Raw genomic sequence first — 15,838 nt, forward strand, 5'->3', positions numbered from 1 at the left:
ATGGAAAAAATAGAAAACCCTGCCCAGTTTTCAGGATGAAATTGTAATAGGTTTAATCTATTGGATAGAGACTTATATTAACTATCTAGGATTGTCAACCATCGGTGCTAGCTGTTATCAGTAAAAATGGCGATAAAAATTACATAAATATATTTTTTGTAAGTAAATTTACTTTTAATATGCCAGTCAGAATTTTTTCTTATGGACATAAAAAATGACAGCCCCTTTGTATTGTATCCTTAGCATTAGGTTACCCTGGCTGAATCAAAATCTAACGCAGTCTGATTGCAAAATCTCAAACACTAAAGACTACACTAGTGCTAAATAAAGAACATTGAGCATCAGTAGCTAGGAAGTTGTAGATACCACGTCGCCGACTTAATGGAAGGGATAAAAAATTTTTGTCCCAAATTTGTTTGTCAGAGGCAAAATTAGGGAATGCTTAAAAATAGCAATTGATAACCCAGAAATAGGGCTTATATCAATTACAGTATCGAGAAATTATTAAGGTAGCAGTGGCAATGATAGAGCCTGAAAACAAATTATTTGCCCTAAAGGATGGCTGGGATTCTCATGAATCAAGAGAACAACAACGCCTCAAAGCTTTGTCAGATTTAGGTTTGCGACAACCAGAAACGATTCCGGTTTTTGAAGAAGCCACACAGACTGCTGCCCACTTTTTGGAAGCACCAATTTCCATATTGGGATTTATAGATCAAGAACGCCACTGGTTCAAGTCGGCGGTGGGCTTATCTAGGCTGGGACTAATGAACCATTTGGCACAAAGCCGCCAACTGTCACGTCGGGAATCCTTTTGCACTCAGGTAGTAGAGAGTTTACAAATATTTGTAATTAATGATACACATAACCTTACAGATCCAGCACTTGCTAGCAGTAAGTTGGTACAGGATTATGGTATTCGTGCTTACTTAGGAGCGCCACTGATTGATGCTGAGGGACATTGTTTAGGTGCATTAGCGGTAATGGATTTAGTGCCGCGCAATTTTACAAACCGAGACATTGAGTTTTTACAAATCATAGCTCGTTGGAGCATGAGTGAATTTGAACGTAACCGACTCCTGCAAGGGAAACTCGAATCAAGCACTCCCAAGAGCGCTCCGATATTTTCACTCAATGACGAACGTAACGCTGAGATTAAAATCACCCCACGCACTAAAGATAGCGACTCTATTTCTACCAAGCAACTGAAACTGGAACTTTTGGCTCAACTAACTCAGGAGTTACGCACACCCTTAACATCTGTACTTGGTATGGCTAGTGTTTTAGGACGTGAGATTTATGGGCCTTTGATGCCTAAACAGAGAGAATATTTGGAAATTATCCAACACAGTGGTCGCTACTTACTTTCCCTAGTAAACGAAATTACCGAACTAGGAGCTATGGATGAAAACTCAACTGTGCTGAATCTAGCTCCTGTGGATATCGAAATGCTATGTCAACAAGCTATCAATACCTTAGAAGAAGCGGCTAATCGCCGTGAGCAAGATATTCGCCTCTCTATAGAACCAGGACGCAATCGCATTTTGCCTTTAGATAAAGACAAGGTGCGGCAAATCCTCTATCACCTGGTTTTCAGTGTGATTCAACTTTCGGCTACAGGTAGCATTGTTCGCATTCATGTCTCTTACAAGGAAGATACGCTCAACATTACTATTTGGGTTTCCCATCCCTGGCTAGGGGACGGGATCACTGAGGTTGATCCCTACTTCCGTCTCAATTCTTTGTCGTTGCTGGAGTTGACAGGTGAAGTAGCAACTTACAATCCTCGAAGAGAAAGCCAGGAGCAACCAGATATTTCATCAGTAGCAGTGGGCAATTCAAAAAACTTGAGTGATTCCCACGCAAATTTATTTGCTGCTAGTTCAGGTATAAATTTAGATAAATCACATGGAAGTCTTTCTCGTGAAAGCTTGGGTCTATTGCTAAGTTGTCAACTGGCAGAATTGCATAGTGGACATATTTTAATTCAAGGTTCGCCAGAATCAGGATATCGTTATGTGCTTTGTTTGCCATTGCAACTGGCCACTTCCTCACAAGCTAATTAGCGATGTCTGATTACAGCCAGTAGGGAACATCTTACAGGTGATAGGGGATAGGAAAAGACAAATTCATACTTTAGTTGTGTACTAAGTACGTGAAGGGTTAATCAACAGTAGTCAAAAAGCTAATAATTACTGACATTTATTCACTTTCGCACTAGAGAAAAGCTGGGAGCTTTAGATTATAGGTGGTAGCTAATGGCCATGAGTAAGAGCATCATCACTAAATTGCAATCTACATTATTACCTTTTTATAGCCATACGCATTATGATCAATTCCAAGTTCTGCGTCGGCAGGCTAATTGATCGCAATGTTTTTTATGAATTTAGTCTGGCAACGATTTACTTTATCATCTTTACCGCTCAAAGAATATCTTGCTACCAGTTACGTACACCGTTCTCTGGTGGGACTGTTAAGTTCTTGGCGGCAAACCAGCGTCTTGATTCAGTGGGGAGATGCGATCGCAGCGGCTTTACTCAGTTTAGTATATGCGCTTGCACCTTTTGCTTCGAGTACATTGGTAGGCTTGTTGCTGGTGGCTTGTGTGCTATTTTGGCTGTTGTTGACTTTATCTGATGAAGCAACACCAGCAAATGTCTCGTCAGTCACTCCCATTCACCTGCTGGTATTGTTCTACTGGGGAATTGCCGCAGTCGCAACAGCATTATCACCTGTGAAAAAGGCGGCACTTAACGACTTGGCAACGTTGACCTTGTATTTGCTACTATTTGCCCTTTGTGCCAGGGTACTGAGGTCACCTCGCCTCCGGTCTTGGATTATCATCCTTTACCTACACATATCGTTAATTGTCAGTGTATATGGATTGCGGCAATGGTTTTTTGGAGCCACGGCACTGGCAACTTGGGTTGATCCAGAATCTCCTCTGTCTAAGACTACAAGAGTCTACAGTTATTTAGGCAATCCCAACTTATTGGCTGGATACCTCCTACCAGCAGTAATTTTTAGCTTGGTGGCAATTTTTGCATGGCAAAGCTGGCTCAAAAAAGCTTTAGGATTAACAATGTTGATTGTCAATACTGCCTGCCTGATCCTGACTTTTAGTCGTGGCGGTTGGATTGGACTAGTGGTGGCAGTTTTGACTGTGATGGCATTGCTAGTTTATTGGGAAAGCGACCAAATGCCTCTTTTTTGGCGTACTTGGTCACTACCAATTGTCTTGGGAGGTTTGATCGGGGTATTAATACTAGCAGTGATATTTGTAGAGCCAGTCCGCCTGCGAGTATTCAGTATTTTTGCCGACCGTCGAGATAGCAGTAATAATTTTCGTCGAAATGTGTGGGATGCTGTCTTTGAGATGATTCGCGATCGGCCGATTTTCGGCATTGGCCCTGGTCACAACTCTTTTAATCAAGTTTATCCCCTCTACCAACGCCCTCGTTACACTGCTTTAAGTGCCTATTCGATTTTGTTTGAAGTGACTGTAGAAACTGGCTTTGTTGGTTTAGCTTGCTTTCTCTGGCTAATAATTGTCACATTTAATACGGCATTTCTACAAGTGCGACGATTGCGACGATTGAGAAGTGGAGAGGGATTTTGGTTAATTGGGGCGATCGCTATTTTGTTGGGTATGCTAGCTCACGGCACCGTAGATACTGTTTGGTATCGTCCTGAAGTTAATACTCTTTGGTGGCTCATAGTTGCCTTAATTGCCAGCTACTGGACACCTTTACCTCAAAACCAGACAAATTTATCTAACTCAGAACCAGCAATAAACTAACATCAATAAGTTGTCAGTTGTTGTCTTACTGAACAACTGACAACTTTTAAATTTTGAATTGTCTAATTGTCTAATCTCTGTAGGTAGTGGCACTTGGGGCATTAGGGTCGCGATAAGCAGTCGGTTGAGGCTCGCGCTTTTTGCCAGCCAACCCAGCTAGACCAAATAAACCAATCAATCCTAGCCAACCCCAACTAGAATCGTTGCGCTCATTAGTGGTCGTTGTTGGAGCAGTAGTGGCCCCGGAGTCATTAGTTGTCTGAGCTTGTGCAGATAAAGTTAAGGGTAAAATTCCCATACTCAAGCTGAGAACGCCAGCCCCTACAAATGTAATGAAATTACTTTTCATAAATCTGAAAATTCCTGATGCCATCCGAAGTTACTCACCACTGTATCGAATCTTAACCTTAACAAAATCAATCTGCGGCTATAAACTAGGCATTTTCAGAACTCACGCTCTAGACATACAACATAATTTTCACAGCAATCAGTTTCTCACTCTTACTGTGGTAGTTTAGCAAACCGATCCTCAATAGCTTTTCATAGCCCGTTGAATGTCACGCTGGTCTTGGCGTCGTTTCAGGTCTTCTCGTTTATCGTGGAGCTTTTTACCTTTGCCAAGGGCTATACTCACTTTTAGCCAGCCTCGTTTAAGATACATTTTCAAAGGGATTAAAGTTAAACCCTGCTGTTCGACTTTGCCAATTAGCTTACGGAGTTCTTGGCGATGCAATAGTAGCTTGCGTGTACGTCGTGGTTCATGATTAAAGTATTGTCCACTAGCGTTGTAAGGTGAGATATGCACATTAATCAACCATGCTTCGCCATTGCGAAGCAAAGCATAGCCATCTTGGAGATTGACTTTACCCGCACGAATCGACTTCACCTCTGTTCCTGTCAACTCAATTCCAGCTTCGTAAGTTTCTAGAATTTCATACAAATAACGGGCTTGACGGTTGTCGCAAATAACTTTGTAACCTTCGTTCTTGTCGCTCATTGATAATTTTGTGTGCTTTAAATGTACCTAAAAAATTATTTGGATTGGCTTGTGAATTATAGGGTGTATCTTAGAACCGCTATAAATGGTGAACTGTATATCACTAATTTAGCTTTTCTAAGTTCACAATTAAAAATTTTCCGGCAACTTTAAGTTACCTGACAGCAATAATCATTGGTGATTGGCTAACTACTAATGAAAAAGGACAAAGGACAAAAAACAAAAGATATTTATACTTACTTAAGTAAGTGAGCAAGAAGAAATAAAATTATGTTACGCCCACTTACTTAGCTTTTAGGAAATTATTTATTATGTCAATATTAATTTACACTCTAGTGAGCATTTGCTCTGCCTTATTGATGAGTTGTTACAAATATACAAAGCTCTCTATGCCTCCCAAGCACAAGGAGTCAAAGGTGAGTTTAACTTCGTTAACCTTCCTAATGATTTAAGTTTTTCTTTATAAATCAACCCTGAAGGCATTCATTAGCTGGTAATCCTGTCATAGTATGAAACATAAGAATACTATTCTTGCTTGTGTTCACTGATAAAGCGCGTAGAAGCAAATTTCTGAGTAAAAAAATGCTAGGGGTGTATTGTCCATGCCCTTGACGATCCTTGTAGTGGATGATGATTTGGGCACTCGTCTGTATGTTAGCGACTATCTTGAACTGTCTGGCTACTCGGTGATTACGGCTAATGACGGTCAAGAGGCTTTGGCTATGGTGGATGAGTATCATCCGGATTTGATTGTCACGGATATCGCCATGCCACAGATGAATGGCTACGAACTAGTGCGCCGGGTGCGTCAACAACCAGTATTTCGGTTATTGCCTGTAATTTTATTAACAGCCCGAACTAAGACCCAGGAAAGAATTATGGGCTACCAGTCAGGGTGCGATTTATACTTACCCAAACCTTTTGAACTGGAAGAGTTAGCAGCAGCAATCCGTAATCTTTTGGAGCGATCGCAAATCATTCAATCAGAGTACCGCTTTTCTCATAAAGATAGTTTGGGTTTTTCCACCTCGATAAAAGCGGTGGACGCCCATAATTCTTTGTCCACTCAAATTCAGAAATCCCACTTGCACTCATCCCTAACTCATAGAGAACAGCAAGTCCTAGAGTTATTGACTCATGGTCTTTCTAATGCTGATATGGGTCATCAGCTATATCTGAGTCCTCGAACAGTGGAAAAGTACGTTAGCAGTTTATTGAGAAAAACTTCAACTAGCAACCGAGCGGAATTAGTCCGTTTTGCGATTAAGCATGGTCTGGTGGAATAAAAAAGTGAGGAGTTAGAAGTGAGGAGTTAACAAGAGAATAGGTAACTCTTAACTCCTAACCGGAGTTTCAGAGTCTCCGGCTTTGCTCCTAACTCATACTAATAACTCATAACTTTAGCTTATTGGTTTTTGGCTGGTAACCGATGTGAGCAGACCTTCACAAGCATCGATCAGTAAATCAATAACTTGATTAAATCCCTGTTGACCACCGTAATAGGGATCTGGAACTTCCTTTAGAGTGTGTCTAGAGCAAAACTCGCACATCAAACGCACTTTATAGTGATATTGCTTAGTTTGATCAAGAGTGAGGATGTTCTGATAATTTTCTTGATCCATCGCCAAAATCAAATCAAAGTCTTGAAAGTCTGACTCTTGAAACTGGCGAGATCGACCACGCAGTTTAATTCCCAACTTTGCAGCAGCCGCAGCACTCATGCGTCTGTCAGGTGGGCTACCAATGTGATAACTAGATGTACCAGCAGAGTCACAAAGGATGCGGACACCTTTGGGGTCGGCACAGCCATCGCTCAAGCCAGCCTGCTCAATTAGATGATTCATAATGTTTTCTGCCGATGGCGATCGGCAGATGTTACCTAAGCAGACAAATAGCAACTTGTAAGCCATAGATATTTTTTGCCCTTTGTCAAAAGTCAAAAGTCATTAGACCAATGACCAATGACTCTTGACTAAAATCCAGGAAGTTCCAGTCCACTGGTCAATTCTTCCATACGTTCCCGCATTGTTGCAGTGGACTTGGTGTAGGCTTCTTTCATTGCCACTGTCACCAGATCAGAAAGTACTTCTGCACCTTCGGTTAAAGCATCTGGAGAAATTTCGACCCGCTTGGGTTCTTGATTACCACTGACAATCACCTTCACCAGCCCACCGCCAGATTCTCCTTGAATCTCCATTTGCTCCAATTCTTCTTGAAGTCGCTTTGCGCCTTCTTGAACTTGCTGCGCTTTCTTAAAAGCTTCGGCCAGTTCCTTCATTTTTCCTAAGCCAAAGCCGAATCCCTGTCCTTTTCCTGTCATAATTAGTTTTACGCTTGTGCGTTGAATAACAAATCAAATTCAATTATAGATGCGGTAAGTAATTTGCCTCTTTTTTTACCAATAATTAATGCATCCTGGCATTGGGCACTTGTACTGAGCTTGCCCTGAGCGGACCTGTACTGAGCGCAGCCGAAGTATTGCCTTGAGCGACTTGTGCCGAGTTTAGCCTGAGCATCTCGGCTTGCTTCTCTTCGAGAGGCTGCGCCAACGACTGCGCTCAGCACAAGTCGCTCGATGGAGCCGGCGTCGTTGGCGCAGCCTAAGAAGAGAAGGGCGAAGCCGAGGTAGGGCGGCGTCGTTGGCGCAGCCTCTCTAAGAGTTGGGCGGCGTCGAAGTATTGGGCATTGGTTACACCCTGTCTCCCTCATCTTTCCAGTTCCAAATCCCCAACGCTCCATTTCCGGGATTGAAAGTTTCAACAAGCAGCTTGAAACTCTCCGAGCATTTTGACTTCTGGCTCTAACCGAATAGACCAACGTTCTTGTACCTGATGTTGGATGTGACTAATGAGACAGAAGATGTCACTAGCTTTTGCCCCACCACGGTTAACGATAAAATTAGCATGGAGTAGTGCTACTTGTGCTCCACCAATTTGGTAGCCTTTGAGACCAGTTTGTTCAATTAACCAGCCTGCGGTGTAAGGTTTGGGATTGCGGAACACACTGCCACAACTGGGGAAGTTGTATGGTTGGGTGCTCAACCGATGCTTTTTGTGTTGTTTGGTGATTGCCACGACTTTTGCTGGCTCGGCACCTGGCGCGAGTTGTAAGGTGGCTTGGGTGACTATGCGATCGCCACCTTGCAATAATGAAGTTCGGTAACTATAACTTAACTGTTCCGGGGTAATAGTTTCCAGCGTCCCATCGGGTGATAGTACCTGAGCACTGACTAACATATCTGCGATACAGCTATTATGTGCCCCTGCATTCATCACCACGGCACCTCCTGCTGTTCCAGGGATACCAACAGCCCACTCCAATCCTTCCCACCCTAATTCTGCTGCCGCCCATGCCAAGCTGGGAATTGATTCTCCGGCAGCAACGGTTAACTGACCTGTCTGGGGGTCAAAGTTGCTGAAGCGGAGATGACGAGTCGCAATGACTAAACCTGATATACCGCGATCGCTCACTAGCAAGTTAGAACCTGCTCCCAGTGTTGTCACCTTTAAATCACGTTCTTTTGCGTATTTAAGACTTGCTTGCAGTGCTTCTAAGTTTCGGGGGGCAACGTACAAATCAGCAGCTCCCCCAACCCTATAGGAAGTAAACGCTGACAAGGAAGCCTGGGACTTAATCACACAATCAGTACTGGGTAAGTAAATTACTTCACTCTCCACTGAATTAGTTGTTTGGTGTTTCTTTGTATTCAAAGTAGAAACTGTGCAGACGTTTCCAGCTGCCTGGGAAATGGTCATCTTTACTTTTTTTGGTAAAATTTTTACATTTATTTACCGCAAAGATACGGTAATAGAGTTAACCTATGAAACCGTTGCTAGAGGGGCGCTTTGCTCAGAAATAAAACTTCGCAAAGTCTCCACTTAGGATGTGGCTTTAGCAGGCTCGCAAAGTGTTGTAATTACTTCAGGAATCACCTGGTTTAAGTTCCCAGCCCCCAAAAACAGCGCCAAATCTCCTCGACGTAGTGTTTGCAGCAAGTACTCACACACTGAGGGTAAAGTTGGTTGATAAACTACCTGCGAATGCTGTTTAGCAATTTCCGCCGCTAGATGTTCACCACTAATTTGCCCTAAATTGGGTTCGCCTGCACTGTAAATATCAGTCAGCACAACCAAATCAGCATGGGTAAAGGACTCGGCAAATTCTTTTAAAAAGGTCAGTGTCCGGCTATAGCGATGGGGTTGGAAGATGGCAACCACTCTTTGCCCTGGTCTTGCCTGTAAGCGGGCTGCGGCCAGAGTAGCACGAATCTCGCTGGGGTGATGAGCATAGTCATCAATGAAGGTAATACCATCAACTTCACCTCGGAACTCAAAGCGTCGTCTTGCTCCTTCAAAGGTGGCGATGCCTTTGGCAATTGCTCCAAATTCTAAGCCCAAGGCCCGACCAACAGCCACCGCTGCTAGAGCATTACTGAGATTGTGCCGACTGAGCAGCCGCAAATTCAATACGCCCAAAGCTTTGCCTCTTTCCCAAACTAAAGCCGTGGTGCCATCAGCACGATAATCAATATTAGTCACGGTGTAGTCAGCATCGGTGTCTGAGTATAAGCTGTAGCTGATTGTGGGTTGCAAGCGATCGCGCACTGTAGCACAGTCAATGCTACCTATTAACGTTTTACAACCCTCAGCAAATGTCTGGAAGATGTCAATGACTTCTTCTAATGTATCGTAATGGTCAGGATGATCGAGTTCAATATTGGTGATGATGCCAATTTCTGGAGCGTGTTTTACCAAAGAACCATCAGATTCATCTGCTTCGGCCACCAAATATTGGCTTTGTCCCAATCGAGCATTACCTTCCCAAGCATTGACTTCGCCACCCACTAAAATTGTTGGATCTAGACCAGCTTGCAGAAGCATATAGCCAATCATGCTACTAGTCGTAGTTTTGCCGTGTGTTCCTGCCACTGCAATACTGTAGTAATCGGAAATTAAGGCGGCTAGTACATCTGAACGATGTAAAATTGGACAACCTAATTCCAGTGCTGCTTTGTATTCTAAATTATTCGTGTTAATTGCTGTTGAACAAATGACTTGAGGTAGTTTTGACTTAGTAGCAGTAGGTAATTGTTCTTGTGAATTTAATACTACTGCATTAGCCAATACCTGAGGGCGAAAGAATTCAAGATTGCTTGCTTCTTGTCTACCAAAAATATGAGCACCAATAGATTCCAATTTGTGCGTAATGTGGTTGGGACGAAGATCCGAACCTGATACTGGAAATTGACGCTTGGTGAGAACGTATGCCAGAGCAGACATACCTATGCCACCGATGCCAATGAAATGAAATGGTCTACCACTAAAATCTACAGAATTAGTCATTTATTGCTCCTCTTACACCACACCACACCATAATCACAAATGACACGCGTATCATAACAGGAATTTGATTTTTACCGTAACTGCTCCTATATAATGTTCATGTTTAATGCCCAGATGATGTTTCTACTCTGGTTTTGCTGGTTCTGAATGATTTTACCTTGGTTAGAGGTTTTTGCTATTTTTGAACTGTTCTTAAGATTATTCTCAAAATTTTGGCTACATCGGGAAAGAAATTCTTGTAATGTCAAATACATATTTTTGGCTACCTTACTGGAATTGGCTACATAATACATTGTTTAGTGAAACTTATTTAAAATTGCATCAAGTCTAGGCGTGAATTGAATACAATAGTACATTGGTAATGAAACTATTTTTCAATTGCATAAAACCCAGGCGTAACTGGATGCAGCAACTAGCAATTTTTGGTGGCACGTTTGATCCAATTCATTGGGGACACCTGCTCGTAGCTGAGACAGCAATGCAAGAAGTATCCCTTGAAAAGGTAATTTGGGTGCCATCCCTAAATCCTCCTCACAAAGAAGCAGCTTTGTTTGAGCATCGTGTGGAAATGCTGCAATTAGCCATAAAAGACAACCCAGCGTTTACTGTCTCACTAGTGGAGGCAAATCGCTCTGGGACTTCCTATGCCATTAACACCCTGATCGACTTATCTGCTTCTTACCTAAATACTCACTGGTACTGGATTGTAGGCTTGGATACTTTCCAAACCTTACCTCGTTGGTACCGTGGACACGAACTAGCACAAATGTGTGATTGGTTAATCGCACCCCGACTGCTAGGTGGTGAGACTATAACTCAAAGCAAACTAATCTGCAAGCAAGTGGAGGAACAACTGAGGGAGCAGTCATCCACTATTCACTGGCAATTCTTGAATATACCTTTAGTAGGAGTTTCGTCAAGTCTAATTCGCAAATTTTGCCGCGAACGCCAGTCAATTCGTTATTTAGTCCCGGAATCGGTCAGATCATATATCACTAACAACAATCTCTACTCGAACAAATCTGAATAAATTATGTGTTTTTTTATTGATCTAACAGTTTATGGTTATTATTGCTCCCCCCCTTTGCGATATGATTGGGGTCAACGATATCAACATATAAGCATAAATACAGAGGGCAAGACACTGTGATTAGAGTTGCAATCAACGGTTTCGGGCGGATTGGACGTAACTTTGCGCGCTGCTGGGTGGGTAGAGAGAATAGTAAAATCGACCTTGTGGCTATTAATGACACGTCAGACCCTAGAACCAATGCTCATCTGCTGAAGTATGACTCGATGCTAGGGAAGATCAAAGGTGCTGAGATTAGTGCCGATGATAACTCTATCATCGTTAACGGTAAGACCATTAAGTGCGTATCCGATCGCAACCCAGAAAAGTTGCCCTGGAGAGATTGGGGAATTGACCTAATTATCGAAGCAACGGGGGTGTTTACTAGCAAAGAAGGAGCGCTGAAGCATGTGAATGCTGGAGCTAAGAAAGTTCTGATTACCGCTCCTGGTAAGAACGAGGATGGCACTTTTGTGATTGGTGTGAATCATCACGACTATGATCACAACATACACAACATTATCAGTAATGCTAGCTGTACTACCAACTGCTTGGCGCCGATCGCCAAGGTGTTGAACGATAAGTTCGGCATCATCAAAGGTACGATGACCACCACCCATAGCTATACAGGTGACCAGCGCTTGCTAGACGCTTCTCACCGGGATTTGCGACGGGCGAGGGCAGCAGCGATCAATATTGTACCCACCTCCACTGGTGCAGCAAAAGCAGTGGCGCTGGTTATCCCAGACCTGAAAGGCAAGCTAAATGGTGTTGCCTTGCGTGTACCTACCCCGAACGTCTCAATGGTAGATTTCGTAGTTCAGGTTGAGAAGCGTACTATTACTGAAGAAGTTAACCAAGCTTTCAAAGATGCTGCCGAAGGTTCACTTAAAGGCATTTTGGACTATAGCGATCTCGAACTGGTATCTTCCGATTATCAAGGTAGTGATGCTTCTTCGATTGTTGATGCCAGCTTGACTTTGGTTATGGGCAATGACTTAGTGAAAGTTATGGCGTGGTATGACAACGAGTGGGGTTACAGCCAACGAGTCTTGGATTTGGCAGAATTGGTAGCCCAGAAGTGGGTTTAATTAAAGAGTTAGGAGTCGAGACGCGATTAATCGCGTCTGTGCAGGAGTGAGGAGTTAGGAATGAAGAGTGAGGAATTAAAACTCATAACTCTGCCAATTTTAGATTTTGAATTTTGGATTTTGGATTAAAAAAATTTAAAATCTAAAATCTAAAATCCAAAATTGAATGACTCATAATTCATAACTTCTAACTTTTGAAGTGTTGAAATCCCTGGCTAAGACTCAGAACTTGGTCAGGGAATTTTTTTTGTTCGTCGTGAAATAGTACTGTTGATCCGGGTGTAATCTTGCCCACGATCGCAGCCCTCTCACCAAGATGTTGCACCAAGGCTAATGCTGGCTCTTGTGGCAAACACAGCACTAATTCAAAGTCTTCGCCACCGTATAAAGTATATTTTAGCGCTTGCTCTGGTGTCAGCCAATGGTCAAAAGCTGCTGGGAAGGAAATTTGTCTGCGTTCTAGCACAGCGCCAACGCCACTGGCACGGCAAATTTGGATAATCGCATCCGCCAAACCATCGCTGCTATCCATACCAGCAATGGGCATAGGGCATGAGGATGCTAAGATTTTCCAGAGGATTGGTAAGACATCTAATCGTGGCTGTGGGCGTTGGTGTGCGCGGATTAAAGCCGTCTTTTCTTCGTTGTTGAGGTTTTGTTCCAATTCGGGATGTAAGAGCAATTCTAAGCCAGCGTGAGAGGCTCCATGAACGCCTGTAACGACGATCGCATCCCCGACAACAGCAGCAGAACGGCGGATAATTTGACTTGGGTTAACTTGACCAAAAGCGGTAATTGCCAGAGTAATTACAGGCGATCGCACAATATCACCCCCAACAATTGAGGTATTGTATTTTTGCAGGCATTCTCTCATTCCCTGGTATAGTCGCTCAACCCAACTCACCCTAACTTCACCGGGGAGTCCCAACCCGACGGTGATTCCCAATGGCGAAGCACCCATTGCTGCTAAATCTGATAAATTGGCAGCAGCAGCTCGCCAACCAGCATCTTCTGGGGAAGTGGTGACATTGCTAAAATGTACGCCATCAACCAGCACATCTGTAGTCACCACCAAAGATTGCTCTGGTGCAGTCACAAGTACTGCTGCATCATCTCCAATAATTTCTGGAGGACAGAAACGCTGCAATCTTTCTAAAAGACCTTGTTCTCCAATATCTTGTACTTGTAGGGAAGATAATTCACTGTTCACAATCGGTTTTCCGTGTTGCAAAATTACTAAGAAAACTGATGATTTGCTTTACTGTTCAATATAAAAGTATCGTCTAGGAGTCAGTTGGGATGGTAACAACACCAGTAACCAGCATCACATTTGAGGAATACTTAACCTATGATCATGGTAACGATTTTCATTATGAACTGGTGGATGGCAAGCTGGAGCTAATGAACCCACCGACTATTCAACATTTCCTGATTGTCGATTTTTTAGATACTGCCTTGAAAGCAGAAATCAAACGTTGTAACTCTACTTGGCTGTGTTTTCGGGAAAGCGGGGTGAGAACGGGTAGAAATAAATCTAGGTTAACTGATTTGTGTGTAGTGACACTGGAGCAAGCTAGAGAATTGTTGAATGCCTCAGCAGTATTTGAGTCACCTCCGTTACTAATTATCGAGGTGGTCAGTCCAGAATGGGTGAAACGGGATTATCGTCATAAACGCTCCGAATATGCAGCCTTAGAGGTTCCTGAATATTGGATTGTAGATCCTTTAGAAGCAAATATTTCAGTGTTACTACTGGAAGATGGATTTTACGAAAAAACAGTTTTTACCGCCACTAGTCAAATTGGATCACGGACTTTTCCAGAATTAGCGATCGCAGTTGATCAGGTGTTCACCGCTGGGAATCTGAGTCAGGGGAGTTAGGAGTAGAGACGCGATTAATCGCGTCTCTACAGGAGTTAGTAATTATTCTCCCCCTGCTCTCCTCCTATGCTGCTTGCGGCTCAACCAGATTTTCTATTCCCTGAACCACAGTTGCCGATTCAATTTTGTCACCCGCCTTCAGTTTATCCAAAATTTCTCTGCCTTCAGTGAGATAGCCAAAAACGGCATAACGACCATCCAATAGGTTGCGTCCGGCGGGGGTGAGTTCTGGTTCAAACAAAAAGAAGAAAAATTGTGATGAACCACCATTTACTTCACTTTCGGGACGAGCCATCACCACTGCACCAAAAGCAGAGAAAGGCAGAACTGGCATATCGATATAACGACCAGCTTCTTCTAGTGTAATGCCATAGGTAGGGGCTTTATCACCCTGAACTAAGACTTCTAAGGGAATGGCGCGATATTTGCCCGTCTTTGGCTCAATGAAACCCACGTCTTTGCCGGCTGGATCTCCAGTTTGCAGAAAGTAAGATTCTTCAGAACGGGTAAACTCTAAACCATTATAAAAACCCCTCTGCACCAAATCTACAAAATTACCAGCAGTGACAGGGGCGCTATAACCGTCCACTACGAGGGTCAAATCGCCTTTATTGGTTTTGAATTCTACAGTGGCACGACCTTTAAGTTGTGGTAGGTTACTGTACTGGGCAGGTACTTCAAAGGGGAATTCTTTCACCATTGACTCTTCTAGCTGAGTTATGAGATTCAGAAGTTTGCCTCTGTCTTGCAGAATTTGTTCTTTATCTTTGCTGTCTGCCAATTCTTGCAATTTACCCACCCCAGATTTTAACTCGGTAATCCAAGCTTCAGCTTGGGGTTGGCGTTCTTCGGGAACGCTTGTTAAGATTTGAGAGGGTTTATCGAGAATACGGGATGCTTGGCTGATGTCTTTGGAAATAGCACCCCACCGCCGATTCGCCCGCAGTTGGGCAGAGATATCCTCTAAACTGGCTTGTAGTTGCCGTACAGGTTTGTTATCTATCGGGAGTGCATACCGCAACAGAGCCTTGCCATCGGTAATTGCGTTGCCGGCTGGCAGCGCGGCGCTACTGGAGGGAGTCCACCCAGCTGTAGTTATGCCTAAAAATATTGTTACCAGCAATATTGCGATTAGGCTGTTCTTCAGCCAGGATTTTAATAGGTTAGACATGGGATAACTTAAATGCAGCATTAAATTGTTGACTGGACGTAACCCATCAATCATCTTCCCACAGTAGGAGTGCTGTTAGCGATCGCAGGGCGTTTAGCCCGTATTGTTAGCGGATAGCTATGGTTTAGCCCGTGCTGGGTGCTGAGTCAAAATTAAATGCAAAGCAGCCAGATTAGCAGATGGGAAGCTAAGAAAGAGTAGGGAGTAGGGAGTAGGGAGTAGTGGGATAAGGGGGACAAAAAGAATAACCCATGCCCAATACAACTCTTGGAGAGGCTACGCCAACGACTCCTTTCGGCTTACCTCGGCAACTCTTGGAGACGCCGCGCGTAGCTTGCTTCCCCACAGGGGTACGCTCGGCACAAGTGGCTCAAGGCAAGCCGCCCTTCGACACCGCTACTTCGACTACGCTCAGTACAAGTCAGGACAAGCTCAGGACAAGCTCAGTACAAGCTCAGTACAAGTGCCCAATGACTAAATAATAACTA

General features: G+C 43.5%; 15 protein-coding genes. 7 read left to right on the top strand and 8 right to left on the bottom strand.

Annotation, left to right across the window (positions count from 1 at the left end):
• Positions 1 to 521 precede the first annotated feature (521 nt).
• Complete coding sequence (locus V7K49_RS14390) at positions 522 to 2,066, top strand: GAF domain-containing sensor histidine kinase (protein WP_334871834.1); 1,545 nt, start codon at positions 522 to 524, stop codon at positions 2,064 to 2,066.
• Between the two features lie 314 nt (positions 2,067 to 2,380).
• A complete protein-coding gene (locus V7K49_RS14395; protein ID WP_335206117.1) occupies positions 2,381 to 3,799 on the top strand; it encodes an IctB family putative bicarbonate transporter in 1,419 nt (472 codons plus the stop codon).
• Between the two features lie 70 nt (positions 3,800 to 3,869).
• On the opposite strand, the gene V7K49_RS14400 is transcribed toward V7K49_RS14395, so the two are convergent.
• On the bottom strand, positions 3,870 to 4,148 hold the full coding sequence (locus tag V7K49_RS14400; RefSeq protein ID WP_335206118.1) for a WGxxGxxG family protein: 279 nt from the start codon (positions 4,146 to 4,148) through the stop codon (positions 3,870 to 3,872).
• A 180-nt stretch (positions 4,149 to 4,328) separates the two neighbouring features.
• Positions 4,329 to 4,796: an SsrA-binding protein SmpB gene (gene smpB, locus V7K49_RS14405; protein ID WP_094349892.1), complete on the bottom strand. Its 468-nt coding sequence runs from the start codon at positions 4,794 to 4,796 to the stop codon at positions 4,329 to 4,331.
• Between the two features lie 602 nt (positions 4,797 to 5,398).
• Between smpB and V7K49_RS14410 the strand changes: the two genes are divergently transcribed.
• Entirely contained in the window at positions 5,399 to 6,082 is a 684-nt protein-coding gene (locus V7K49_RS14410) for a response regulator transcription factor (RefSeq protein ID WP_334871829.1), read from the top strand.
• Between the two features lie 114 nt (positions 6,083 to 6,196).
• Here V7K49_RS14410 and V7K49_RS14415 read toward each other — a convergent pair whose 3' ends face one another.
• The 4 genes from V7K49_RS14415 to murC all read right to left on the bottom strand — a co-directional run bounded on the left by V7K49_RS14415 (position 6,197) and on the right by murC (position 10,138).
• Positions 6,197 to 6,706 carry a low molecular weight protein-tyrosine-phosphatase gene (locus tag V7K49_RS14415; RefSeq protein WP_335206119.1) on the bottom strand — a complete coding sequence of 170 codons (510 nt, stop codon included), beginning with the start codon at positions 6,704 to 6,706 and terminating at the stop codon, positions 6,197 to 6,199.
• A gap of 62 nt (positions 6,707 to 6,768) precedes the next feature.
• A complete protein-coding gene (locus V7K49_RS14420; protein WP_334690743.1) occupies positions 6,769 to 7,116 on the bottom strand; it encodes a YbaB/EbfC family nucleoid-associated protein in 348 nt (115 codons plus the stop codon).
• Positions 7,117 to 7,552: 436 nt separating this feature from the next.
• Positions 7,553 to 8,551: a UDP-N-acetylmuramate dehydrogenase gene (murB, locus tag V7K49_RS14425; RefSeq protein ID WP_335206121.1), complete on the bottom strand. Its 999-nt coding sequence runs from the start codon at positions 8,549 to 8,551 to the stop codon at positions 7,553 to 7,555.
• A 123-nt stretch (positions 8,552 to 8,674) separates the two neighbouring features.
• Complete coding sequence (gene murC, locus V7K49_RS14430; RefSeq protein WP_335206122.1) at positions 8,675 to 10,138, bottom strand: UDP-N-acetylmuramate--L-alanine ligase; 1,464 nt, start codon at positions 10,136 to 10,138, stop codon at positions 8,675 to 8,677.
• Between the two features lie 403 nt (positions 10,139 to 10,541).
• Between murC and nadD the strand changes: the two genes are divergently transcribed.
• On the top strand, positions 10,542 to 11,168 hold the full coding sequence (gene nadD / locus V7K49_RS14435) for a nicotinate (nicotinamide) nucleotide adenylyltransferase (protein ID WP_334871825.1): 627 nt from the start codon (positions 10,542 to 10,544) through the stop codon (positions 11,166 to 11,168).
• 116 nt (positions 11,169 to 11,284) lie between these two features.
• Complete coding sequence (locus V7K49_RS14440; protein ID WP_273768308.1) at positions 11,285 to 12,298, top strand: type I glyceraldehyde-3-phosphate dehydrogenase; 1,014 nt, start codon at positions 11,285 to 11,287, stop codon at positions 12,296 to 12,298.
• A 187-nt stretch (positions 12,299 to 12,485) separates the two neighbouring features.
• Here V7K49_RS14440 and thiL read toward each other — a convergent pair whose 3' ends face one another.
• A complete protein-coding gene (thiL, locus tag V7K49_RS14445; protein ID WP_335206123.1) occupies positions 12,486 to 13,508 on the bottom strand; it encodes a thiamine-phosphate kinase in 1,023 nt (340 codons plus the stop codon).
• An 89-nt stretch (positions 13,509 to 13,597) separates the two neighbouring features.
• Between thiL and V7K49_RS14450 the strand changes: the two genes are divergently transcribed.
• The gene (locus V7K49_RS14450) at positions 13,598 to 14,179 is read left to right on the top strand and encodes a Uma2 family endonuclease (protein WP_335206124.1); all 582 of its coding nucleotides are present in this window, start codon (positions 13,598 to 13,600) and stop codon (positions 14,177 to 14,179) included.
• A gap of 64 nt (positions 14,180 to 14,243) precedes the next feature.
• On the opposite strand, the gene V7K49_RS14455 is transcribed toward V7K49_RS14450, so the two are convergent.
• Entirely contained in the window at positions 14,244 to 15,350 is a 1,107-nt protein-coding gene (locus V7K49_RS14455) for a peptidylprolyl isomerase (protein ID WP_335206125.1), read from the bottom strand.
• Positions 15,351 to 15,601: 251 nt separating this feature from the next.
• Between V7K49_RS14455 and V7K49_RS14460 the strand changes: the two genes are divergently transcribed.
• A complete protein-coding gene (locus V7K49_RS14460) occupies positions 15,602 to 15,832 on the top strand; it encodes a hypothetical protein (protein ID WP_335206127.1) in 231 nt (76 codons plus the stop codon).
• Positions 15,833 to 15,838: the final 6 nt, after the last annotated feature.

Source organism: Nostoc sp. (assembly GCF_036919675.1).
Classification (GTDB): domain Bacteria; phylum Cyanobacteriota; class Cyanobacteriia; order Cyanobacteriales; family Nostocaceae; genus Nostoc.

Excerpts from the sequence above, each read along its gene's own strand:
- smpB (WP_094349892.1), bottom strand. The coding sequence starts at position 4,796 with ATGAGCGACAAGAACGAAGGTTACAAAGTTATTTGCGACAACCGTCAA.
- murB (WP_335206121.1), bottom strand. The coding sequence starts at position 8,551 with ATGACCATTTCCCAGGCAGCTGGAAACGTCTGCACAGTTTCTACTTTG.
- V7K49_RS14450 (WP_335206124.1), top strand. The coding sequence starts at position 13,598 with ATGGTAACAACACCAGTAACCAGCATCACATTTGAGGAATACTTAACC.
- V7K49_RS14415 (WP_335206119.1), bottom strand. The coding sequence starts at position 6,706 with ATGGCTTACAAGTTGCTATTTGTCTGCTTAGGTAACATCTGCCGATCG.
- V7K49_RS14395 (WP_335206117.1), top strand. The coding sequence starts at position 2,381 with ATGAATTTAGTCTGGCAACGATTTACTTTATCATCTTTACCGCTCAAA.
- V7K49_RS14390 (WP_334871834.1), top strand. The coding sequence starts at position 522 with ATGATAGAGCCTGAAAACAAATTATTTGCCCTAAAGGATGGCTGGGAT.
- V7K49_RS14455 (WP_335206125.1), bottom strand. The coding sequence starts at position 15,350 with ATGTCTAACCTATTAAAATCCTGGCTGAAGAACAGCCTAATCGCAATA.
- V7K49_RS14410 (WP_334871829.1), top strand. The coding sequence starts at position 5,399 with ATGCCCTTGACGATCCTTGTAGTGGATGATGATTTGGGCACTCGTCTG.
- murC (WP_335206122.1), bottom strand. The coding sequence starts at position 10,138 with ATGACTAATTCTGTAGATTTTAGTGGTAGACCATTTCATTTCATTGGC.
- V7K49_RS14400 (WP_335206118.1), bottom strand. The coding sequence starts at position 4,148 with ATGAAAAGTAATTTCATTACATTTGTAGGGGCTGGCGTTCTCAGCTTG.
- V7K49_RS14420 (WP_334690743.1), bottom strand. The coding sequence starts at position 7,116 with ATGACAGGAAAAGGACAGGGATTCGGCTTTGGCTTAGGAAAAATGAAG.
- nadD (WP_334871825.1), top strand. The coding sequence starts at position 10,542 with ATGCAGCAACTAGCAATTTTTGGTGGCACGTTTGATCCAATTCATTGG.
- V7K49_RS14460 (WP_335206127.1), top strand. The coding sequence starts at position 15,602 with ATGCCCAATACAACTCTTGGAGAGGCTACGCCAACGACTCCTTTCGGC.